Origin of the sequence: Salinimonas marina (assembly GCF_015644725.1) — a bacterium.
In the GTDB taxonomy this organism is placed as follows: domain Bacteria; phylum Pseudomonadota; class Gammaproteobacteria; order Enterobacterales; family Alteromonadaceae; genus Alteromonas.
This window is the reverse complement of the sequence record NZ_CP064795.1, coordinates 3,640,304-3,656,138: the sequence shown is the minus strand read 5'-3', so window position 1 is coordinate 3,656,138 and position 15,835 is coordinate 3,640,304. Positions and strand designations below refer to the sequence as shown.

At 52.3% G+C, this 15,835-nt stretch carries 16 protein-coding genes; 10 read left to right on the top strand and 6 right to left on the bottom strand.

From position 1 onward, the window contains the following. The first annotated feature begins 209 nt into the window (after positions 1–209). The gene (locus IT774_RS16440; RefSeq protein ID WP_195810725.1) at positions 210–527 is read left to right on the top strand and encodes a DUF6482 family protein; all 318 of its coding nucleotides are present in this window, start codon (positions 210–212) and stop codon (positions 525–527) included. 115 nt (positions 528–642) lie between these two features. Here the strand turns inward: IT774_RS16440 and IT774_RS16435 are convergent, their stop codons facing one another. After that, positions 643–1,173, bottom strand: a complete 531-nt coding sequence (locus IT774_RS16435; RefSeq protein ID WP_408641189.1) for a DUF6702 family protein — start codon at positions 1,171–1,173, stop codon at positions 643–645. Continuing rightward, positions 1,163–3,634 (bottom strand): M1 family metallopeptidase, encoded by a 2,472-nt coding sequence (locus IT774_RS16430; RefSeq protein WP_195810724.1) that lies wholly within the window; start codon positions 3,632–3,634, stop codon positions 1,163–1,165. Before IT774_RS16430 ends, IT774_RS16435 begins: the two co-directional genes overlap by 11 nt. A 222-nt stretch (positions 3,635–3,856) precedes the next feature. On the opposite strand from IT774_RS16430, the gene proB reads away from it, so the two are divergent. The 7 genes from proB to IT774_RS16400 all read left to right on the top strand — a co-directional run bounded on the left by proB (position 3,857) and on the right by IT774_RS16400 (position 7,896). Further along, positions 3,857–4,978 carry a glutamate 5-kinase gene (proB, locus tag IT774_RS16425; protein ID WP_195810723.1) on the top strand — a complete coding sequence of 374 codons (1,122 nt, stop codon included), beginning with the start codon at positions 3,857–3,859 and terminating at the stop codon, positions 4,976–4,978. Between the two features lie 25 nt (positions 4,979–5,003). Continuing rightward, positions 5,004–5,264, top strand: a complete 261-nt coding sequence (locus tag IT774_RS17635; RefSeq protein ID WP_232365039.1) for an acyl-CoA thioesterase family protein — start codon at positions 5,004–5,006, stop codon at positions 5,262–5,264. Then, complete coding sequence (locus IT774_RS17955; RefSeq protein ID WP_332308865.1) at positions 5,153–5,443, top strand: acyl-CoA thioesterase; 291 nt, start codon at positions 5,153–5,155, stop codon at positions 5,441–5,443. Before IT774_RS17635 ends, IT774_RS17955 begins: the two co-directional genes overlap by 112 nt. Next, positions 5,440–6,372 (top strand): D-2-hydroxyacid dehydrogenase, encoded by a 933-nt coding sequence (locus IT774_RS16415; protein WP_195810722.1) that lies wholly within the window; start codon positions 5,440–5,442, stop codon positions 6,370–6,372. The genes IT774_RS17955 and IT774_RS16415 overlap by 4 nt, the downstream gene beginning before the upstream one ends. A gap of 21 nt (positions 6,373–6,393) precedes the next feature. Beyond that, on the top strand, positions 6,394–6,543 hold the full coding sequence (locus IT774_RS18105) for a four-helix bundle copper-binding protein (RefSeq protein WP_195812337.1): 150 nt from the start codon (positions 6,394–6,396) through the stop codon (positions 6,541–6,543). A gap of 295 nt (positions 6,544–6,838) precedes the next feature. Next, positions 6,839–7,330 (top strand): RNA polymerase sigma factor, encoded by a 492-nt coding sequence (locus tag IT774_RS16405; RefSeq protein WP_195810721.1) that lies wholly within the window; start codon positions 6,839–6,841, stop codon positions 7,328–7,330. Next, positions 7,327–7,896 (top strand): hypothetical protein, encoded by a 570-nt coding sequence (locus IT774_RS16400; RefSeq protein WP_195810720.1) that lies wholly within the window; start codon positions 7,327–7,329, stop codon positions 7,894–7,896. Before IT774_RS16405 ends, IT774_RS16400 begins: the two co-directional genes overlap by 4 nt. Here IT774_RS16400 and IT774_RS16395 read toward each other — a convergent pair. Genes IT774_RS16395 through IT774_RS16380 form a run of 4 tightly spaced genes read right to left on the bottom strand, consistent with a single transcriptional unit; the run spans position 7,893 to position 13,400 of the window. Beyond that, positions 7,893–9,020, bottom strand: a complete 1,128-nt coding sequence (locus IT774_RS16395; RefSeq protein WP_195810719.1) for a translocation/assembly module TamB domain-containing protein — start codon at positions 9,018–9,020, stop codon at positions 7,893–7,895. The two genes, IT774_RS16400 and IT774_RS16395, sit on opposite strands and share 4 nt — an antisense overlap. Further along, the gene (locus IT774_RS16390; RefSeq protein ID WP_195810718.1) at positions 8,969–11,032 is read right to left on the bottom strand and encodes a translocation/assembly module TamB domain-containing protein; all 2,064 of its coding nucleotides are present in this window, start codon (positions 11,030–11,032) and stop codon (positions 8,969–8,971) included. Before IT774_RS16390 ends, IT774_RS16395 begins: the two co-directional genes overlap by 52 nt. A 23-nt stretch (positions 11,033–11,055) precedes the next feature. Then, positions 11,056–11,655 carry a hypothetical protein gene (locus IT774_RS16385; RefSeq protein WP_195810717.1) on the bottom strand — a complete coding sequence of 200 codons (600 nt, stop codon included), beginning with the start codon at positions 11,653–11,655 and terminating at the stop codon, positions 11,056–11,058. Further along, entirely contained in the window at positions 11,652–13,400 is a 1,749-nt protein-coding gene (locus IT774_RS16380) for an autotransporter assembly complex protein TamA (RefSeq protein ID WP_232365036.1), read from the bottom strand. Before IT774_RS16380 ends, IT774_RS16385 begins: the two co-directional genes overlap by 4 nt. Before the next feature lie 439 nt (positions 13,401–13,839). Here IT774_RS16380 and IT774_RS16375 point away from each other — a divergent pair, with 439 nt between their 5' ends. Both IT774_RS16375 and IT774_RS17620 read left to right on the top strand, forming a co-directional pair. After that, positions 13,840–15,474 (top strand): alpha/beta hydrolase family protein, encoded by a 1,635-nt coding sequence (locus IT774_RS16375; RefSeq protein WP_232365035.1) that lies wholly within the window; start codon positions 13,840–13,842, stop codon positions 15,472–15,474. Further along, entirely contained in the window at positions 15,453–15,791 is a 339-nt protein-coding gene (locus IT774_RS17620; protein ID WP_232365034.1) for an alpha/beta hydrolase family protein, read from the top strand. Before IT774_RS16375 ends, IT774_RS17620 begins: the two co-directional genes overlap by 22 nt. Positions 15,792–15,835: the final 44 nt, after the last annotated feature.

Genomic DNA, 15,835 nt, shown 5'->3' with positions numbered 1-15,835 from the left:
AGGGCAAATTCTGTCTTTCTACATTTTCCTACTCAAAAAGTACCCAATCTGATCGCTTTTGAGCGTGTCTTACTTCATCTTTTTCCCCGGCTTCAGTTGTTCCACCTGTCCGAAAGCCCAAAAAGCTTGCGCGAATTTAATTCAGCAAATCAATCTGTCTAAGTGTAGTCGCGTATCCATAGACAATTCGTTTATTAACAGGAGCGTCCATGGATAAGTTTTTCTTTAACGAAGTGACCGATTCTTCTACCGATATTGATCGATTAGAAGTGCAGTCATTTGAAATGAATGTGTATATCCTCAAACTTACCATTGGTGAAAAGACCGGTATTGTGTTTGATAAGGATAAAGACCGCCCCAAGCGCTTCAATAACGCTGCAGAGATCCGTCAGGCCTTTTCCCATTGTCATGTTAAAGAAGCAGTGATGACCTACGATTCTCCCTATGAAGAGATGGTGGGGGAGCCTGAAAAAGTGGACTCTGAAATGAGCATGCCCTTTTCCATGACCACCGACGGAAAACAGTGAATGCCTTGGGTGTAAGTGTTTACTTACCTTTTATGGCAATAAAAAACCCTGACAGATAATGTTTTGCTAGTTGAGAACCGATTGCCTGCCAGGCTTTTTTCTTTATTTTTGCCGGTTAATGGTGAGCCGAGTTAAAGCCTACTTCCAGCAAGGTGGCATTGCCATCAAACGTCAGGGTTTTAACATCGCCTACCCCTTCCACATTAAGGGTATTCACTTGTGATGGCCATAAATCGCGTAAGGCATCATGCTGAATTTTCAAGCCGGTCAAGGCCGGTGGCTGTTCGGTCTCCTGATACACCCAGAAAAACTTACCCTGAGTTTCATACCCAATGATTTTCAGCCCCAGCGGTTGTTCCTGGCGGTTAAGCAGGGTAAAACGCTCACTCACATAATCTGCAAATTGCTGCTGGGTGGTCTTGTCATCAAGAATATCAGCCTGCTTGTCAAATAACGCTTTTACCGCGTGCTCGGCATCATGCAGATTAAAGCGATGCATCACCTCGATATTTTCCGTTCTTGGATTGAACAGTACCGTAGTGATAGCCGCTTTTATCTGGTGCGCCTGCAATGAGACACTGATGCTGTACAACAGGGCCACCAGGCCCCATTGTTTTAACATACGACCCATAGGCTTAATTGTCATCGTCCGAGTCATCACTTTCGCTCTTCAGCTCAGTTTTGCTTTCCTGCATCAGGTCTTTGGAAACCCGGCTAGTGCTTTTCTTACGCTTGTAAGCTTCAATACGCGAAGGAATAATCCGGCGCGGGTAGTAGTTGTTTTCTACATCCACATCGGCAGTTTCCCAGCGTGGGTCTACCGCCACACTCACCAGCTCTTTATTTTTGTCGGTCACCACCAGTTTTGAAACCTGTTTGGGTGTACGACGCCAGATTTCAGCAGGGATGCGCATATTTTGCTTGGTACCATCGGCAAATTCCAGTTCCAGCAGGATTGGCATAACCAGGCCACCCACATTGGAAAATTCCAGCACGTAGTAGTTCTTATCTTCACGTACCGCCCGCTCAAAGGCCTTGCGTTCCCAAGGCTCTAGTTTTTTCAAAAAGCTCTGGTAACTGTTACGGTCTTTGTTGGTTGGGGTGTACTGGTCGTTGTCATCGTAAAAATCACGAATGTCCTCAAACCGTTCAACCCAAAGTTGACGTCCTTCCTGCTCGTTGCGCTCAACGGTCAGGGACAGGGGTTTTTCCATCTCGGCATCGCGCTGACGCTTCAGGTCAATATCCGGATCTTCGGTATCCAGCCGCAGCTTATACACCCGGTCCAGGGCAATATCTACGTGATCGGTAGAGTAAAACCAGCCACGCCAGAACCAGTCCAGGTCAACCCCTGAGGCTTCTTCCATCGTCCGGAAAAAATCAGCTGGCGTAGGACGTTTAAACATCCAGCGACGCGTATACTCTCTAAACGCAAAATCAAACAGCTCACGGCCAAGAATGGTTTCCCGCAAAATGTTCAGTGCCGCCGCAGGCTTGGTATAAGCATTCGGGCCCAGGTGCAATACCGAGTCCGATTGCGTCATAATCGGCACCTGTGACGAGCCTTTCATGTAACCGGTGATATCCCGTGGCTCCACGCCCCATGGAATGTTCGGATCCCACTCGCGGCCGGCAATGCCGTCCAGAAAGCTGTTCAGGCCTTCATCCATCCAGGTCCACTGACGTTCATCAGAGTTCACTATCATCGGAAAGTAGTTGTGCCCTACTTCATGAATCACCACCCCAATCAGAAAGCGCTTTTCTGCTAACGAATATGTCCGTGAACCATCATCCTGCAATTCGGTACGCGGGCCGTTGAAGGAGATCATTGGATACTCCATGCCGCCCACCGGACCGTTTACCGACTGGGCCACCGGGTATGGGTAGTTAAAGGTGAAGCGGTTGTAGACCTCAATGGTATGAATGACACTTTCGGTGGAGTATTTTTTCCACAGGTCGCCGCCTTCTTTGGGGTAAAACGACATGGCCATCACATGCGGGGTGTCTTTGCTATCTTGCTTGACCCCTCTGGCATCCCACATGAATTTACGCGAGGAAGCCCAGGCAAAATCACGCACGTTATCGGCCTCGAAACGCCAGGTCTTGGTTTTGGAAGTCCCTTCTTTTTCGTTTTCGAGAGCTTCTTCAGCCGTTACCACAAACACGATGCGCTCTGCGTCTTTGGCTTTTTCAAGGCGATCGCGCTGCGTTTGCGTCAGCACTTCCCCGGCATTTTGTAAGGTCCCGGTGGATGACACAATATGGTCTGCCGGCACGGTGATATTGACATCATAATCACCAAACTCCAGGGTAAATTCACCGCGACCAATAAACTCTTTGTTGGTCCAGGCTTCATAATCGGTGTATGCCGCCAAACGGGGGAACCATTGGGCCAGCAAAAAGATATCATTGCCGCCTTCACGGGCGTCATCGGGGAAATGCTCGTACCCGGCACGGGCGCTTACGGCATCTTCTTCCACAATATTAAAGGCAAAATCGATGTCGAATTTGGTAGACGCACCAGGTTTTAGTGGCTGATCCAGATCAATACGCATCAGCGTGCCGACAATGACATAGTCCAGCTTGGTGCCACTGGCAGTAGCAACTTTATTGATTTGATAGCCCAGCTCGTTATCTTCAACAAACTGCTGACGACGCAGCGCGCCCATGCTGAGTTTGGCCGGCTTACTGCCGCTGGCTGCCTGGGTCGCTGGCCCGCGGTTACCAATACCACCAAAGCTGGTGGACAGTGCTGACATCGAGTCATCGCGAAACTTATTTTGATCCAGCTGCACCCATAAATACTTTAAGGTGTCAGGAGAATTATTCTTGTAGGTGATGCGCTCTGATGCTTCTATGCGACGCTTGTCTTCGTCCAGTTTCACATCAATGACGTAGTCTACTTGTTGCTGCCAGTACTGATGGCCCGGCTCCCCGGCCGCGTTACGATAGACATTTGGAGTGGGTAGCGCAGTATCCAGTTGTCGGAATTTATCTTCAAAATCACCTTTGGTTTGCTGTATCGCTGAACTGGCGGCGACAGGTAAATGCATCATCATTGAGAATGCAGAAACCAGCCAGAGCAGTCGGTTTTGTCGTTTGGACATGCAGTTTCCTTGCTAATGTAGCCTACGAAAATAATAAAGCCGCTATTCTAGCGAGGTTAAACCACAATTTGCAGGCTTTTAGCGTGTCTACCCAAAATTTCACCGCATTTTAACATTTCATCGCTGATATGGAGGCCAAATCTGGGGCTGTCAGCATTCTTATCTGACCTAAAATAGCGTATTGTAAAATCAGTCGTTTCCTCCTGCTGAGAATACACAACGGTGACACAACTATTTTCATGGCAACGGGCGGTACTAAAGGTTGGCAGCGCCCTGATTGCGCCCGATGGCTTACAATGCAGTGCCCGTTATCTGTTGACCATTGCCCATTTTATTACCGCCAGTCGTGCGGCCGGCAAAGAAATCATTATTGTTTCCTCCGGCAGTGTCGCCGCGGGGAAAAGCCAGGTGCCGGTAACCCATTGCCCTACCATCGCCGAAAAACAGGCGATGGCGGCCATCGGCCAGATGCAGATGATGGCCAACTGGCAGCGTTTTTTTGATATTCCCTGCGCCCAGGTGTTGGTAACCGCGGCTGATCTTCAGCATCGGCAGCGTTATGTAAATATTCAGGCCACCCTGCGTGAATTACTGGCGCACGGGGCGCTGCCGGTTGTAAATGAAAATGATACGGTGGCGGTGGATGAGCTGAAAGTGGGTGACAACGATAATCTGGCGGCCCATACCGCGATGGTCGCGCAGGCCGATACCCTGATTATCTGTTCGGACATTGACGGCTTGTTTACGGCCGATCCTCGCCGCCATGCTGATGCTACGCTTATCGAGACAGTGAGTCATATTGATGCCTCTGTGTATGCCTTAGCCGGCGGGCCGGGGTCTGCGGTGGGTACCGGTGGCATGCTGACCAAACTACAGGCAGCACACAAGTGCATGGACAGTGGCATTCAAGGCCTGATTGTAAACGGCAAAAATCCCGCCGTGTTCGAGCAGCTGCTAACCGGTCGGGTAAACGGCACCCATTTTATCCCCTCACACAGCCCGGCCCGGGCCCGCTGCGCCTGGTTAACCCACACGCTCAGAACCCGGGGCACCTTACACATAGATACCGGGGCATCGCAGGCACTGATGACCAGACAAACCTCATTATTGCCAGCCGGTGTGGTGGCGGTAACCGGTAGCTTTGGTGCCGGAGATGCGGTCGCGATTCAGTGCCACGGGGTGACTATTGCAAAAGGATTAGTACAATACGATAGTAAAGACTTACTAACAATAAAGGGTCTGCATAGCTGCCAGATTGCTTCGGCGTTGGGGTATTATCAGGGTGATGAGGTGGTGCATCGTGACAACCTGGTGCGGCTTAATGACGGTGGCCAGCCAACTTAACTTCTGCAACCATAAAAGGAATGTGATGACCGATTTTGCGCCTTCTTTAGCCGACTATCCTTATCGGGTAACCTTAGACACCCGGCCCCAGGATTGCGTTGCGCTGGGCAATATCAATAATGTGGTGTTTTACAGTTTTTTCGATTCTGCGGTAAATCAGTTTTTGGTGGAACAATGCCAGCTGGACTATACCCAGGCCAGGCTGGTGCCCTTTGTCTCAGTTCGCAATGTCAGTATATCGCCCACGCGGTATTTCCTGAAGCCATTGCCGTGGGCTTGCGAGTGATAAAAATGGGGCGTAGCTCGGTAACCTATGGCCTGTCGGTGTATGCGGGTGAGACTCAGCGGCGTGTGGCGCATGGTCAGTTTGTGCATGTATTTATTGAACGCAGCACCCAGCAGGTGGTGCCCGTGCCCTCGGCGTTTAAACAGGCATTACAACAACTAATGGATGATATGGGATGAAAGGCGTAATTCTTGACTTTGATACTCTTAAACCCGATGAGCTGAGCCTGGCGGCGCTCCAGCGCCTGCCGGTAGACTGGCAAATCTATCCGCATACCAGCAACCCACAAATTAAGTCACGGATCGCTAAAGCGAATATCGTGCTCACCAACAAAGTCATTTTGCAAAAAGAGGTACTTGAGCACAGTGCCTGCCGATATATTGGCGTGCTGGCCACCGGCACCAATAATATCGATACCCAATACTGTGCAGCGCACTCCATAACTGTGGCCAATGTCGAAGGATATGGCACTGGCTCGGTGGCCCAGCATGCACTGATGCTGCTGTTAAATCTTTGTACCGCGTTTGTGGCTTACCACCGCGATGTACAAGCCGGCGCATGGCAGCAGGCAAAACAGTTTTGTCTGAATGATCATCCGGTACAGCAGCTTAGTGGCAAACATCTGGTGGTCGTGGGCACCGGCCAAACCGGTCAGGCATTTAGCCATGCCTGCGAAGCGCTGGGCATGCAGGTCACTGCCTGTGCCCGCCCTGGCAGTCATAATGACCCCCGACCACAGCTAAACGAACTCTTACCCGGTGCCGATGTGGTAAGCCTGCATTGTCCGTTAACGGCGGCCACGGATAAGCTTATTAATCGTGAGCGCCTGGCGTTAATGAAATCTTCCGCGCTGCTCATCAATACAGCCCGGGGCGATTTAATTGATGAACAGGCGCTCCTTGAGGCTTTACAGCAACATCGTATTGGCGGAGCCGGACTTGATGTTTTATCGCAGGAGCCCCCTGGGGCCACTCATCCTTTGCTGCAAGCGCCCCTGGATAACCTGTTAATTACGCCTCATTCGGCATGGCTGGCAGTGGAAGCCAGACAATGCCTGCTGGATATCGCCTGCGGGCATATCGCCAGGTTTCTCGACACCACCACCTGAAGCCGGGCACCCTGCTCACAAATTGTTGATTTTCTGGTTCAGTTCGCAGGCCTGACTGGTTACCAGCGCTTCGAGTGTGGCGACGCGTGCTTCGAGTGCCTGCAGATGTGCCGCTTGTTGGTGATTGTTAGCCGGGACTGTGGCATGGCCGGACGCGGGTGCAAAGGTTGAGGGGGTTATGCTCTGCGCCCAGCCGGTCCCGCGTTCGGCGGTATCGGGGCTCATCAGGTGCCAGTGGTACCTGGTATCTAACCACGACATGCCCCACATCGCTGCAAAACTTAAGACGATAATCAAAACGGTCGTACTCTCTATAAAATATTCCCCCACAATATATTCCTCATAGTGGTTGGGTTGTTTTAAAGTAGTCTGTAACCAGACCAATTTATTACCTTAATTTTGTAATAAAATAGCGGCCACCCGTGACTACAAGGAAACCGGTTTCAGGGACGCAGAAGGACAGTACTTGAGCAACACATTTGAACAGATAGCCAAGGAGTATGGGCCGATACTGACCCGGGTAGCCAGTAGTTATGAGGCCGACCCGACGTTGTGCGAAGAGCTGACCCAGGAAATCGTATTGGCGGTCTGGCAAAGTCTGGCCCGGTTTGCCGGTAACAGCAGCCTGAAAACCTATATATTAAAGGTGGCGCATAATCGGGCGGTTACCCATGTCTCAAAGGCCGTTCGGTGCCCCCTGACGGAGCCGATTAGTGAGCAGTATTGCCCCGGCGCTGCTGCTAGTCAGCCAGAACAACAACTGGAACAAACGCAACAGCGCCAGCGTTTGCTGGTGGCCGTGCGGGCGCTGCCGATACAGTCCAGACAAGTGCTGACCTTGTCCCTGGAAGGTCTCGGCTATACGGATATTGCTCAGATATGTGGCCTGACCACCTCAAACGTCGGCGTCATTCTGAACCGAGCCAAAGCAGCATTGCAACAGGAGTTAACCTCGTGACCCCCTCACCCCCCGAGCCGCTGCAAACTTTGTGGCAAAGCCAGCCCGCGCCAGCTATTAACACCCAGGCCGTACGTAAACGATTACGCCGAATGCAATTCAGACACTGGTGCTATGTAATACTCGATATACTGGCGCTGGTGCCGGTAAGCTACTTTTTATTCTGGCAAAAAGCGCTGTTTTCACCCCTGGTCTGGCTCTGGCTAATGGTGATTGGCATTATGGCACTGGGTTACACCCTTTATATCCTGTGGCTACGGCGGCAAAGCCTGTTCTGGCAGGATCATCCCACGGCGCACTACGTATTGTTGCTGCACCAGCAATACCGACAGCAGGCTCGTATAGCGCGAGCGGCCAAACATTCTGCCTGGGTGTTTCAGCTACTGTTAACCGGCTTATTCGGGATGTGTGGCTGGGAGGGCAGCAGTACCGGCTTATCCTGGCAATGGCTGGCCGGCATCTGGGTAATCAACGCCCTGGCGATGAGCATTTTTTATCACTGGGCGGCGCAGCGGCAGCATCGGTTTACCGCCGAGGCCGCTGGGTTGAAACAAATGACCGGCTAGTCATCGTCGGGCTCTGATTCGGGCTCTGACTCGGGGGCTACTTTGTCGCTGGCAGGCCGGTTTTCGGGGGGGGCTTCACCCAGAAAAAACTGATAATAAAAATCTACCGCGAACTCGGTCTGCTCTTCGATGGTGGTTTGAATGGCTTCAATGTAAAACTGAGGCAACCACTGATAGCGTAGGGCCAAATCCGGCGGCGCGGAACGACGGCGAACGGTTTCGGAGGTGGTGTCACCACCGCCTAGTCCTACATCAAAATTATACTGTACCGTTAATCGTTCGTTCAGCCGACCACTGAGGGATAGCTTCGTGTCGCTGCCGGCCGCACCCGAAGTGGTGCCAATAGAAAAGTCATCGATACCGATAGCCTGCCCCAGTTCACCCTGGATTTTGTTGGTATTGGATAATCCCAGACCCAATAACAGCGAAGCATAATCGGGATTGCCGGTGCCCGACCCCGGCGCACTGCCGGTCAGCAGATAACCCAGCGCATTGCCCTGCTCCATCGGCGGATTGGTGAAGATACTGATGTTCGGATTGTCGGCAGCGCCATCAATGCGGATCCCTGCCACCACCCCATCGTCGGTTTTATCAGGATCACGGATGGCTTCCACCAGCAGCAGCGGTTGATCTATCGGGCCGTTAAACTGCACCTCACCGGTCTGGATGATCAGGTCCTGCCCATAGGCCTGAAACCGACCCTGCATAATCTGCAGCGAGCCGTAACCCACCGGTGCCGGCTGACTGGCCACCTGCAGCTCCCCGGCAAGGTTTGCTGTCAGACCAAAGGCTTCAAGTTTTACTTCACCTACCCGGTCCTGGTCTATCAGAACATCGATTTTAGCATTGACGATATCCAGCGGGTCTTCTGAGGGCGGCTCGCCGCGCAAATGCACATCTTTGGACGGTGCTACCGCACTGGCGGGCAGCTCTTCAATTTTAATTCGCGCCCAGGGCACGGCAATGTCGCCGGTAATTTTGATGTCACCGGGTTTAACCGAGGCCTGAATATCCGGAGACACCCGGACCACAATCTCACGTTGCTGGACTTCCAGTTGATCGCCCTGAAGATTCAGAGTGATTTCGGGGGCACTGGGATCTTCGAAATTAACTTCCCCATCCATACTGCCCTGGCCACCGCCGAGCTTAAAGTCTCCCTCAAAGCTGACATCACTGCCATCAAAGTCCAGCGTTTGGGACCAGTCACTGATTCGGGCGGGGTATCTTCAATATCAATATTGCCGTTGGTCAGTTTCATCTGGCCCTGAATACGGGGGGCGGCTAAGTCCCCGCTGATAGTCATGTGGCCGTTAATCAGCCCGGTGAGCTCCCGAATAGCCGGCGACACCGGCTTTAAAGGCGCAATACTGATGCCCTGTACCGACACCTGTCCTTGCAGCTCGGGGGTTTCGACAAAGGGAGCGGTGGTCACATTGGCCTGTAAATTCCCCAGTTGCTTGCTGGCAAACTCGGCTTCGGCCACCAGTTCTCCGTTGCTTAATGTGCCGTTGGCGGTAACCTCATCAATTTCGATTGGCACCTGACCATTTTTGCCCAGCGGCCAGGTGGCCGGAGAAATAGTAAAATCAAATCTGCCTTCAGGCTCGCCCCCTTTAGGCATCTTACCGGTGCTGGTTAAGGTTAAAGAAGCATCTACTTCTGAGGCGATAAAATCGCCGGCGGCTTCACGGGCCCAAAGACCCAAAGGAAGTGCGTCAGCCTTCAGGTCCCAGCGTGCCACATCATTTTTATACAACAAACTGTTGAGGCACAGCTGACCTTCTTTACGCGAACGCCAGCAGTGGCCGGTAACCTTGGTACTGAAAGGGGCCGGACGTACGGCCAGTGTGAAGGGTTGTTGCAATTGCCAGCGGGTGGTCGCCAGCGCCAGCTCGCTGTCGGTGATCTGGCCTTTCCAGCGCTCATCGGCCCAGCCGCCATTTAAATCCAGCTTAATACTGTGTTCGGCGGTGGTGATCCGGGTCTTAAAATAATGCTCAGACAGTGCCCCGGTTAGCGCGATGGTGCCGTTGATATCCCCCTGACCCGCCGCTGCTGCATTCAGCTGGGGGGAAATGCGCACATTGTGTAGTGAAATACTGCCATTTGCCGCCGGATCCTGCCAGTTACCCGCCACATCGATGTCCGCCTCAATGGCGCCATCAATGGCAGGATAAAGGCTGGACAGCGTGGGGAAATCCACCTGCACAGTGCCTTTCAGATAACGGTTTTTCAGCATCTGGCCCGCGATATTGGCGTAGTTTTCCCCCTGCTCAAGTCGTAGACTGCTGACCACCAGTTCGTTAGCCTGGGAATACACCGCCGAGCCTGCCAGTGAAAACGCCGCCTCATCCTGGGTGCCGGTGAGGGTTAATTCGGAAATACTGGCTTCAATGCCTTTGGGGGTGAGCTGCATCAGGCTGGTAAACTGCCCCTGAAGCTGGGTAGGCCCCCAGGGCGATAAACTGGTGGTAGAAATATTTTGAATGGTGGTGGTGCCCGACCAGCTTAGCGTCTCGTTAAGATACAAGGTGCCGGTATTGGCCACCGACCCTTCCAGTAACCTGGTGGTTAGCTGGTTTACGCTTATGGTATTTTTGTTGAGCTGAATGTCCGCAGTAACCGGGACCGGGCCAAGTTGGGGCACCGTGGCGCCTGCCGAGGCGCTGATTTGATAGGCGCCCATGGTGCCGCTGCCATTCAACTGCCCTGCCTGAAGGGTTAACGGCTGATCGCCCGGCAGAGTTTGCTGGGGCCAGGTGGCTTTGAGCTGAACCGGTAAGGAATCTTTGAGAATATTAACGGATAACCGCAGGTTTGCGTTATACGCACCGCTGGCGGTAAGTGCCAGGGTCAAATCATCCAGCGCGCCATCGGCCTGCAACTTGATCTCTTCGCTAATCCCGTCGCTGATGGCAAATGCGGCCCGTCCTGACAAGGACAGCGGAAAGTTAGCCTTCAGGGTGGCCTGGGAGTCCAGTCTGAGCTGGCCTGTCTCATGCTCAACCTTTAAGTTATCCAGAGTAACCTGGGACTCCTCGATGCCGGCTTGCGCAAAGGTGATATGTTTAACCTGCTGTCGACTTTGCCCCTGAATCAGCTCTATATTGCGAAAGCTGAAGTCTTTAATAAGCACTGCAATCGGGCTACTGATGTCATTTAATTCAGGGCGGTGTAGCTCAGGGTATAGTCGGCCGGGGTGGTGGCTTTTGGCTCGGCCTTGTTTGCTTCAGGCAGCGTGAGGGTCAGGCCACTAAGCTGAAGAGGGGCAATTTCAATACGTTTGTGGGCATAACCGGATAAGCGCAGGCTCTCTAAGGCGATACGCTGACCCGGCAGCGATACGGTGGTGTTATTAATGCGTATATCATTCAGCTTAACCGCCACGGGCAGTTCCAGGGGGCCTTCTGCGGGGGGCTCCTCGGGGCCCGGCTCTGACGGTTTCTTCTGAGTTACCTCAATGCCCTGGGTATGCAGTTTATCAATACAGACTTTCAGTGAGGGCAGACAGCCCAGTACAACATTTACCGTTACCTGCTGGGTGTTAACCTGCCAGGTTTCGTTTTCCCAGTGCAGTTGCTGCACTGAAAAATCGCTCAGCAAGGAGCCGCGAATATTTTCAATTTTCAGGCCGGGCACCAGGGTATTAGCGGCGAGCCGGATAACCGGGCTGCCCAGCGGGCTCAGCACAATCCCGATAATAACCAGTACCACCATGACGGGGGCCAGAATCCAGCCCGCGATACGACGTTTTCTCATAATTCAGGGCCTAGCATAAAGTGAAAGCGCCAGGTGGTTTCTTCAGGCGAAAACCCCCGGGCCAGATATAATCGGACCGGTCCGATGGGCGAAAGCCAGTGTACACCCGGGCCAATTCCGTAGGCGGGGTCCTCTTCAAATTCATTGGTGGCGGTACCCACATCAAAAAATGCGGCTGCGCGCCAGTTTGAAGAAACCTGATAAGCGTATTCCAACCCCACCGTCGCCAGGTATTTACCCCCGGCATCTTCTTCGGTGCCGGTGGAGGGGTCAAAAATAGTGGCTTCTTCGGGCCCCACCGCGCGATAACCAAAACCACGTATGCTTTGATCGCCACCGGCATAAAAGCGCAACGACGCGGGAACTTCCCCGAAGTTACTGGTGGCCAGCATGCCGGTTTCAGCACGAATCAGCAGCCGGTGTTTCTGGTAGGTGCGGATAATGCGGGCTTCGGCCACGGCTTTAAAAATATCAATATCAGAACCCAGGCCTTCCTGACCCACCTGCAAGCCGGTTCGAAACAGGCTGCCCCGGGTTATATTAAGCGGATCGTCTTTGACCAGATACTGAATGGCGTAACCGGGCATCACCAGTTGGGTGGTTTGTGATGGCGAGTCCTCCACGGTGTATTGTTCACGCAAATAGGTTAACGAATAATCGTCCTGCCAGGGCGAATCATCGGCTTGCACCATCCGGTGGACCGAGACTGACAAGGTTTCACTTTCAGTATTGGTGTCAGAATAATCCAGAAACTGATAACCCGCTTCGTACTTCAGGTAGTCGCGTTTAATGTTGCCCATGGGTACCAGATATTCCGCGGTTATCGATTGTTCTGGTGCCGAGACAAACAGCTCCGCTGAGGCGGAATGACCATTTTCATTGACCCAGGGGCGTTGCCATTTTAACCGGGCTCGCGGGCCGGTATCCGTTGCTGCACCCAGACCGACGTTGAAGTTATCCCGTGGTTTATGCGCCACGGTGATTTCAATGGGTACCTGTAAGTTGTCGGCCTCACTGACCACCGGCCGGGCGATCACCCGGGAAAAATATCCCGCCTGATTCAACTGACGATTAAATTCGGTGAGTACTTTAGATGAATATGGCTGGCCTTGTTCAAAGGGGCGTAAGCGCTGGATAATCGCGCTGGCGCGATCATCGCCCAACAGTTTTATCTTGCCAAACTGGTACTGCGGACCACTTTGGGCTATCAGCAAGATATTCGCTTCACGGTCTTCACGAACCAAATCGAGACGGGTGGCCTGCCAGTGAAAATCAAAATACCCATGAGACAGGGCATAATTGAACATATTGGATTTAAACCGTTCATAAACCGGCTGATTCAGCGTGTCGCCTTCAGCCAGCGAAAAACTGTTAAACACTTGTCGGAATTCAGGGTCGGCGCGGCCGGGACCAATAATTTCGCGGGTCACATTGGCAATGACCAGAGGGGTGTCCAGCGACACTCGCAGGATAACCTCGTTGTCGGGCGCCAGCTCCACCAGCGTGGCACTGTTGTAGTAGCCAAAGGGTTCTACCGCGGTGGCGACTGACTGGGCCAGCTGTTCGCGCCAAAACGGGTCGTTGAGCGCATCCTGGGAAATATCCAGGCTATTAAGGTGCAGCCGAATATTGTCTTCCAGCTCGTCTTGTTCCACGCCTTCAATTTCAAAGCTTAGTTCAGCCTGAGCAACGCCTGAAAATCCTGCCATCAAAGCACTCAGAATGACGAATATTGCTGTATGCACGTTAAGCCATCTCATGAAATTTTTAAAGAAGCCTCTGGTTACTGTATGGGATTACGCGGAGCCGGCGTAACGCTTAAAGCAGATTGCCTGACAACGGGGCGAGCCCGGCTGTCGGAATATGAATGCATGAAAAACTGCCCCGCCATGCGAAAACGGCGTTGATGTTACCGTATTTTTTCACCTGTGTTTATTACAGCACGATGGATTTATCGGTTTGCCCCGAGTATACAAAAATTTGTATTTTGTTTCTTATATTTTTGTTTTAACTCACAATTATAAAAGCCGCCTGGTCAGGCGCTGCGGTCCGACATGATCAAATATAGGCAGGTACAGTAGGCAGGGGGAAAAAGTGGCGCTATGATGTGATGAACGGATTTTTAGGATTATGGGCGCCAGGCACAGGTGTCTGATACTGAGTGTTTATCACAGGGAACGAAGTATGAAAGGATGTCTACACGGGATCACCGCGGCGCTGGTGTTGATATTGGTAAAGGTGGGCGGGCTGATGGCCGCCCCGGCTATGGATATGCCGGTAACCGCATTTAGTACCTTACCCCAATATCAGAATGTGCAACTCTCTCCTGACGGCGAACGGGTGGCGTTTATCCAGAACAGCACCGTTAACAACCAAGCCAAAGCTATTTTGCAGGTATATGATTTTGGTAAGCAAAAGCCATTTTATCTGCTGCAGTCTGACAACCAGAAAATTAAAATTAATTGGTACAAATGGGCCAACAAAGACACCCTGGCGGTCAGTGCCCGCTACGAAGTAAAAATTCGCAGCAAGCGCTATTACCGAACGCAAATGTTTTTGATTAATTATTTAAAGGCCGATGGGCGCCCGCGCCCGGTGGCCAATGTCAGTCGCCTGTTGTCCTCCGGCAAGATGGACCATGTACCTCAGTTTATGGATACCGTGGTGGACTGGCTGGATGATGACCCCAATCACATCCTGATGGCCATGGACATGGAAACCCCAAATCTGCCGTCGGTCTACAAGGTAGCACTGGATACGTATAAGCTAACCCGGATAGAACGCGCCAAACGTAAAATCCGCACCTGGATGACCGATCGGCAGGGGCGTCTGCGCCTCGGTGTGACCAATAATTACGATACGGGTGAACGCCGGGTGCTGGTGAAAAAAGACGATGATTGGGAGCCGCTTTTTACTTACAACGCCATGCACGAAAAAGGCTTCTACCCCCAGGGTTTTGGGCTGGATCCTGACATTTTATATTACAGTGCCTATCGTGGCGATCATCTGGCCTTGTACAAGATGCAGCTCAGTACGCAGCAATCCACGCTGGTGTTCAGCGATGACAACTATGATGTCAACGGCCGCCTGCTGTATTCCAATAAAACCAATGACGCCATTGGTATCACCCACGACCAGGCCCCCAATGGTAAACACTACTGGGACCAACGCTGGGAGCCTTTGCAGGCAATGGTTAACCAGGCGATGCCTGGCTATGAAAACTATCTGGTGAGTTTTAGCCAGGATGAGACCCGTTATGTTTTATATTCAGAAGCAGACGGCCGTTCGCCGTATTACAGTGTGGGCGACACCCGGAATAACAAACTTACGGTATTGTTTAACCAGTATCCGCAGCTGCAAAGCATCACCTTCCCCCAGCATCAAAAGCACAGCATCACTACCCGGGATAAGCTTGAAATAGAAGCCTATTTAACGCTGCCTGAACACGGCAGCGCCCCTTATCCCACTATTATCCATCCCCATGGCGGTCCCGACGCCCGGGATTATGCAGGTTTTGATTACTGGACCGCCTATTTTACCAGTCGCGGCTATGCAGTATTGCGGCCTAATTTCAGAGGCTCCTCCGGCTATGGGTTTTCCTTTTCACGGGCGCAGATGCAAGGTTGGGGACTGGCCATGCAGGACGACATCACCGATGCGACCCAATGGATGATAGACGAAGGCCTGGCTGATGCGGAAAAGCTGTGTATTGTGGGGGCCAGCTATGGGGGGTACGCGGCGATGATGGCGACCGTCAGAACCCCGAGTTATTTAGCTGCGCCATCAGTTTTGCCGGAGTGGCCAATCTCAAAACATTAGTCAGTTCTTCGCGTCGGACCGTGACCTACAATTACATCAAAAATCAGCTGGGGTCAGATAGCACAGATTTAAAAGCCCGCTCACCCTATTATGCGGCAGAGGCTATTACGACTCCGCTGTTACTGGTCCATGGTGACGAAGACCGCTCAGTACCGGTGTCGCAAAGCCGTGATATGGCCGAGGAGCTTGAAGATAACGGCCATGACGATTTTCGTTACATAGAGCTGGAAAATGGTGATCACTATTTATCTATTCAGGCAAACCGGCATAAGTTATTTATAGAAATGGAGAGGTTTCTGGCCACCTATCTGCGGTAAGTCTGCTACCGGCGAAGGCAGGGTGGTGGATAATGGCCGGGGTA

Bases quoted from the DNA above. Each gene is read 5' to 3' on its own strand.
- IT774_RS16440 (WP_195810725.1), top strand. From the start codon at position 210: ATGGATAAGTTTTTCTTTAACGAAGTGACCGATTCTTCTACCGATATT.
- IT774_RS16435 (WP_408641189.1), bottom strand. From the start codon at position 1,173: ATGACAATTAAGCCTATGGGTCGTATGTTAAAACAATGGGGCCTGGTG.
- IT774_RS16430 (WP_195810724.1), bottom strand. From the start codon at position 3,634: ATGTCCAAACGACAAAACCGACTGCTCTGGCTGGTTTCTGCATTCTCA.
- IT774_RS17635 (WP_232365039.1), top strand. From the start codon at position 5,004: ATGACCGATTTTGCGCCTTCTTTAGCCGACTATCCTTATCGGGTAACC.
- IT774_RS17955 (WP_332308865.1), top strand. From the start codon at position 5,153: ATGCCAGCTGGACTATACCCAGGCCAGGCTGGTGCCCTTTGTCTCAGT.
- IT774_RS16415 (WP_195810722.1), top strand. From the start codon at position 5,440: ATGAAAGGCGTAATTCTTGACTTTGATACTCTTAAACCCGATGAGCTG.
- IT774_RS16395 (WP_195810719.1), bottom strand. From the start codon at position 9,020: ATGGATGGGGAAGTTAATTTCGAAGATCCCAGTGCCCCCGAAATCACT.
- IT774_RS16385 (WP_195810717.1), bottom strand. From the start codon at position 11,655: ATGAGAAAACGTCGTATCGCGGGCTGGATTCTGGCCCCCGTCATGGTG.
- IT774_RS16375 (WP_232365035.1), top strand. From the start codon at position 13,840: ATGAAAGGATGTCTACACGGGATCACCGCGGCGCTGGTGTTGATATTG.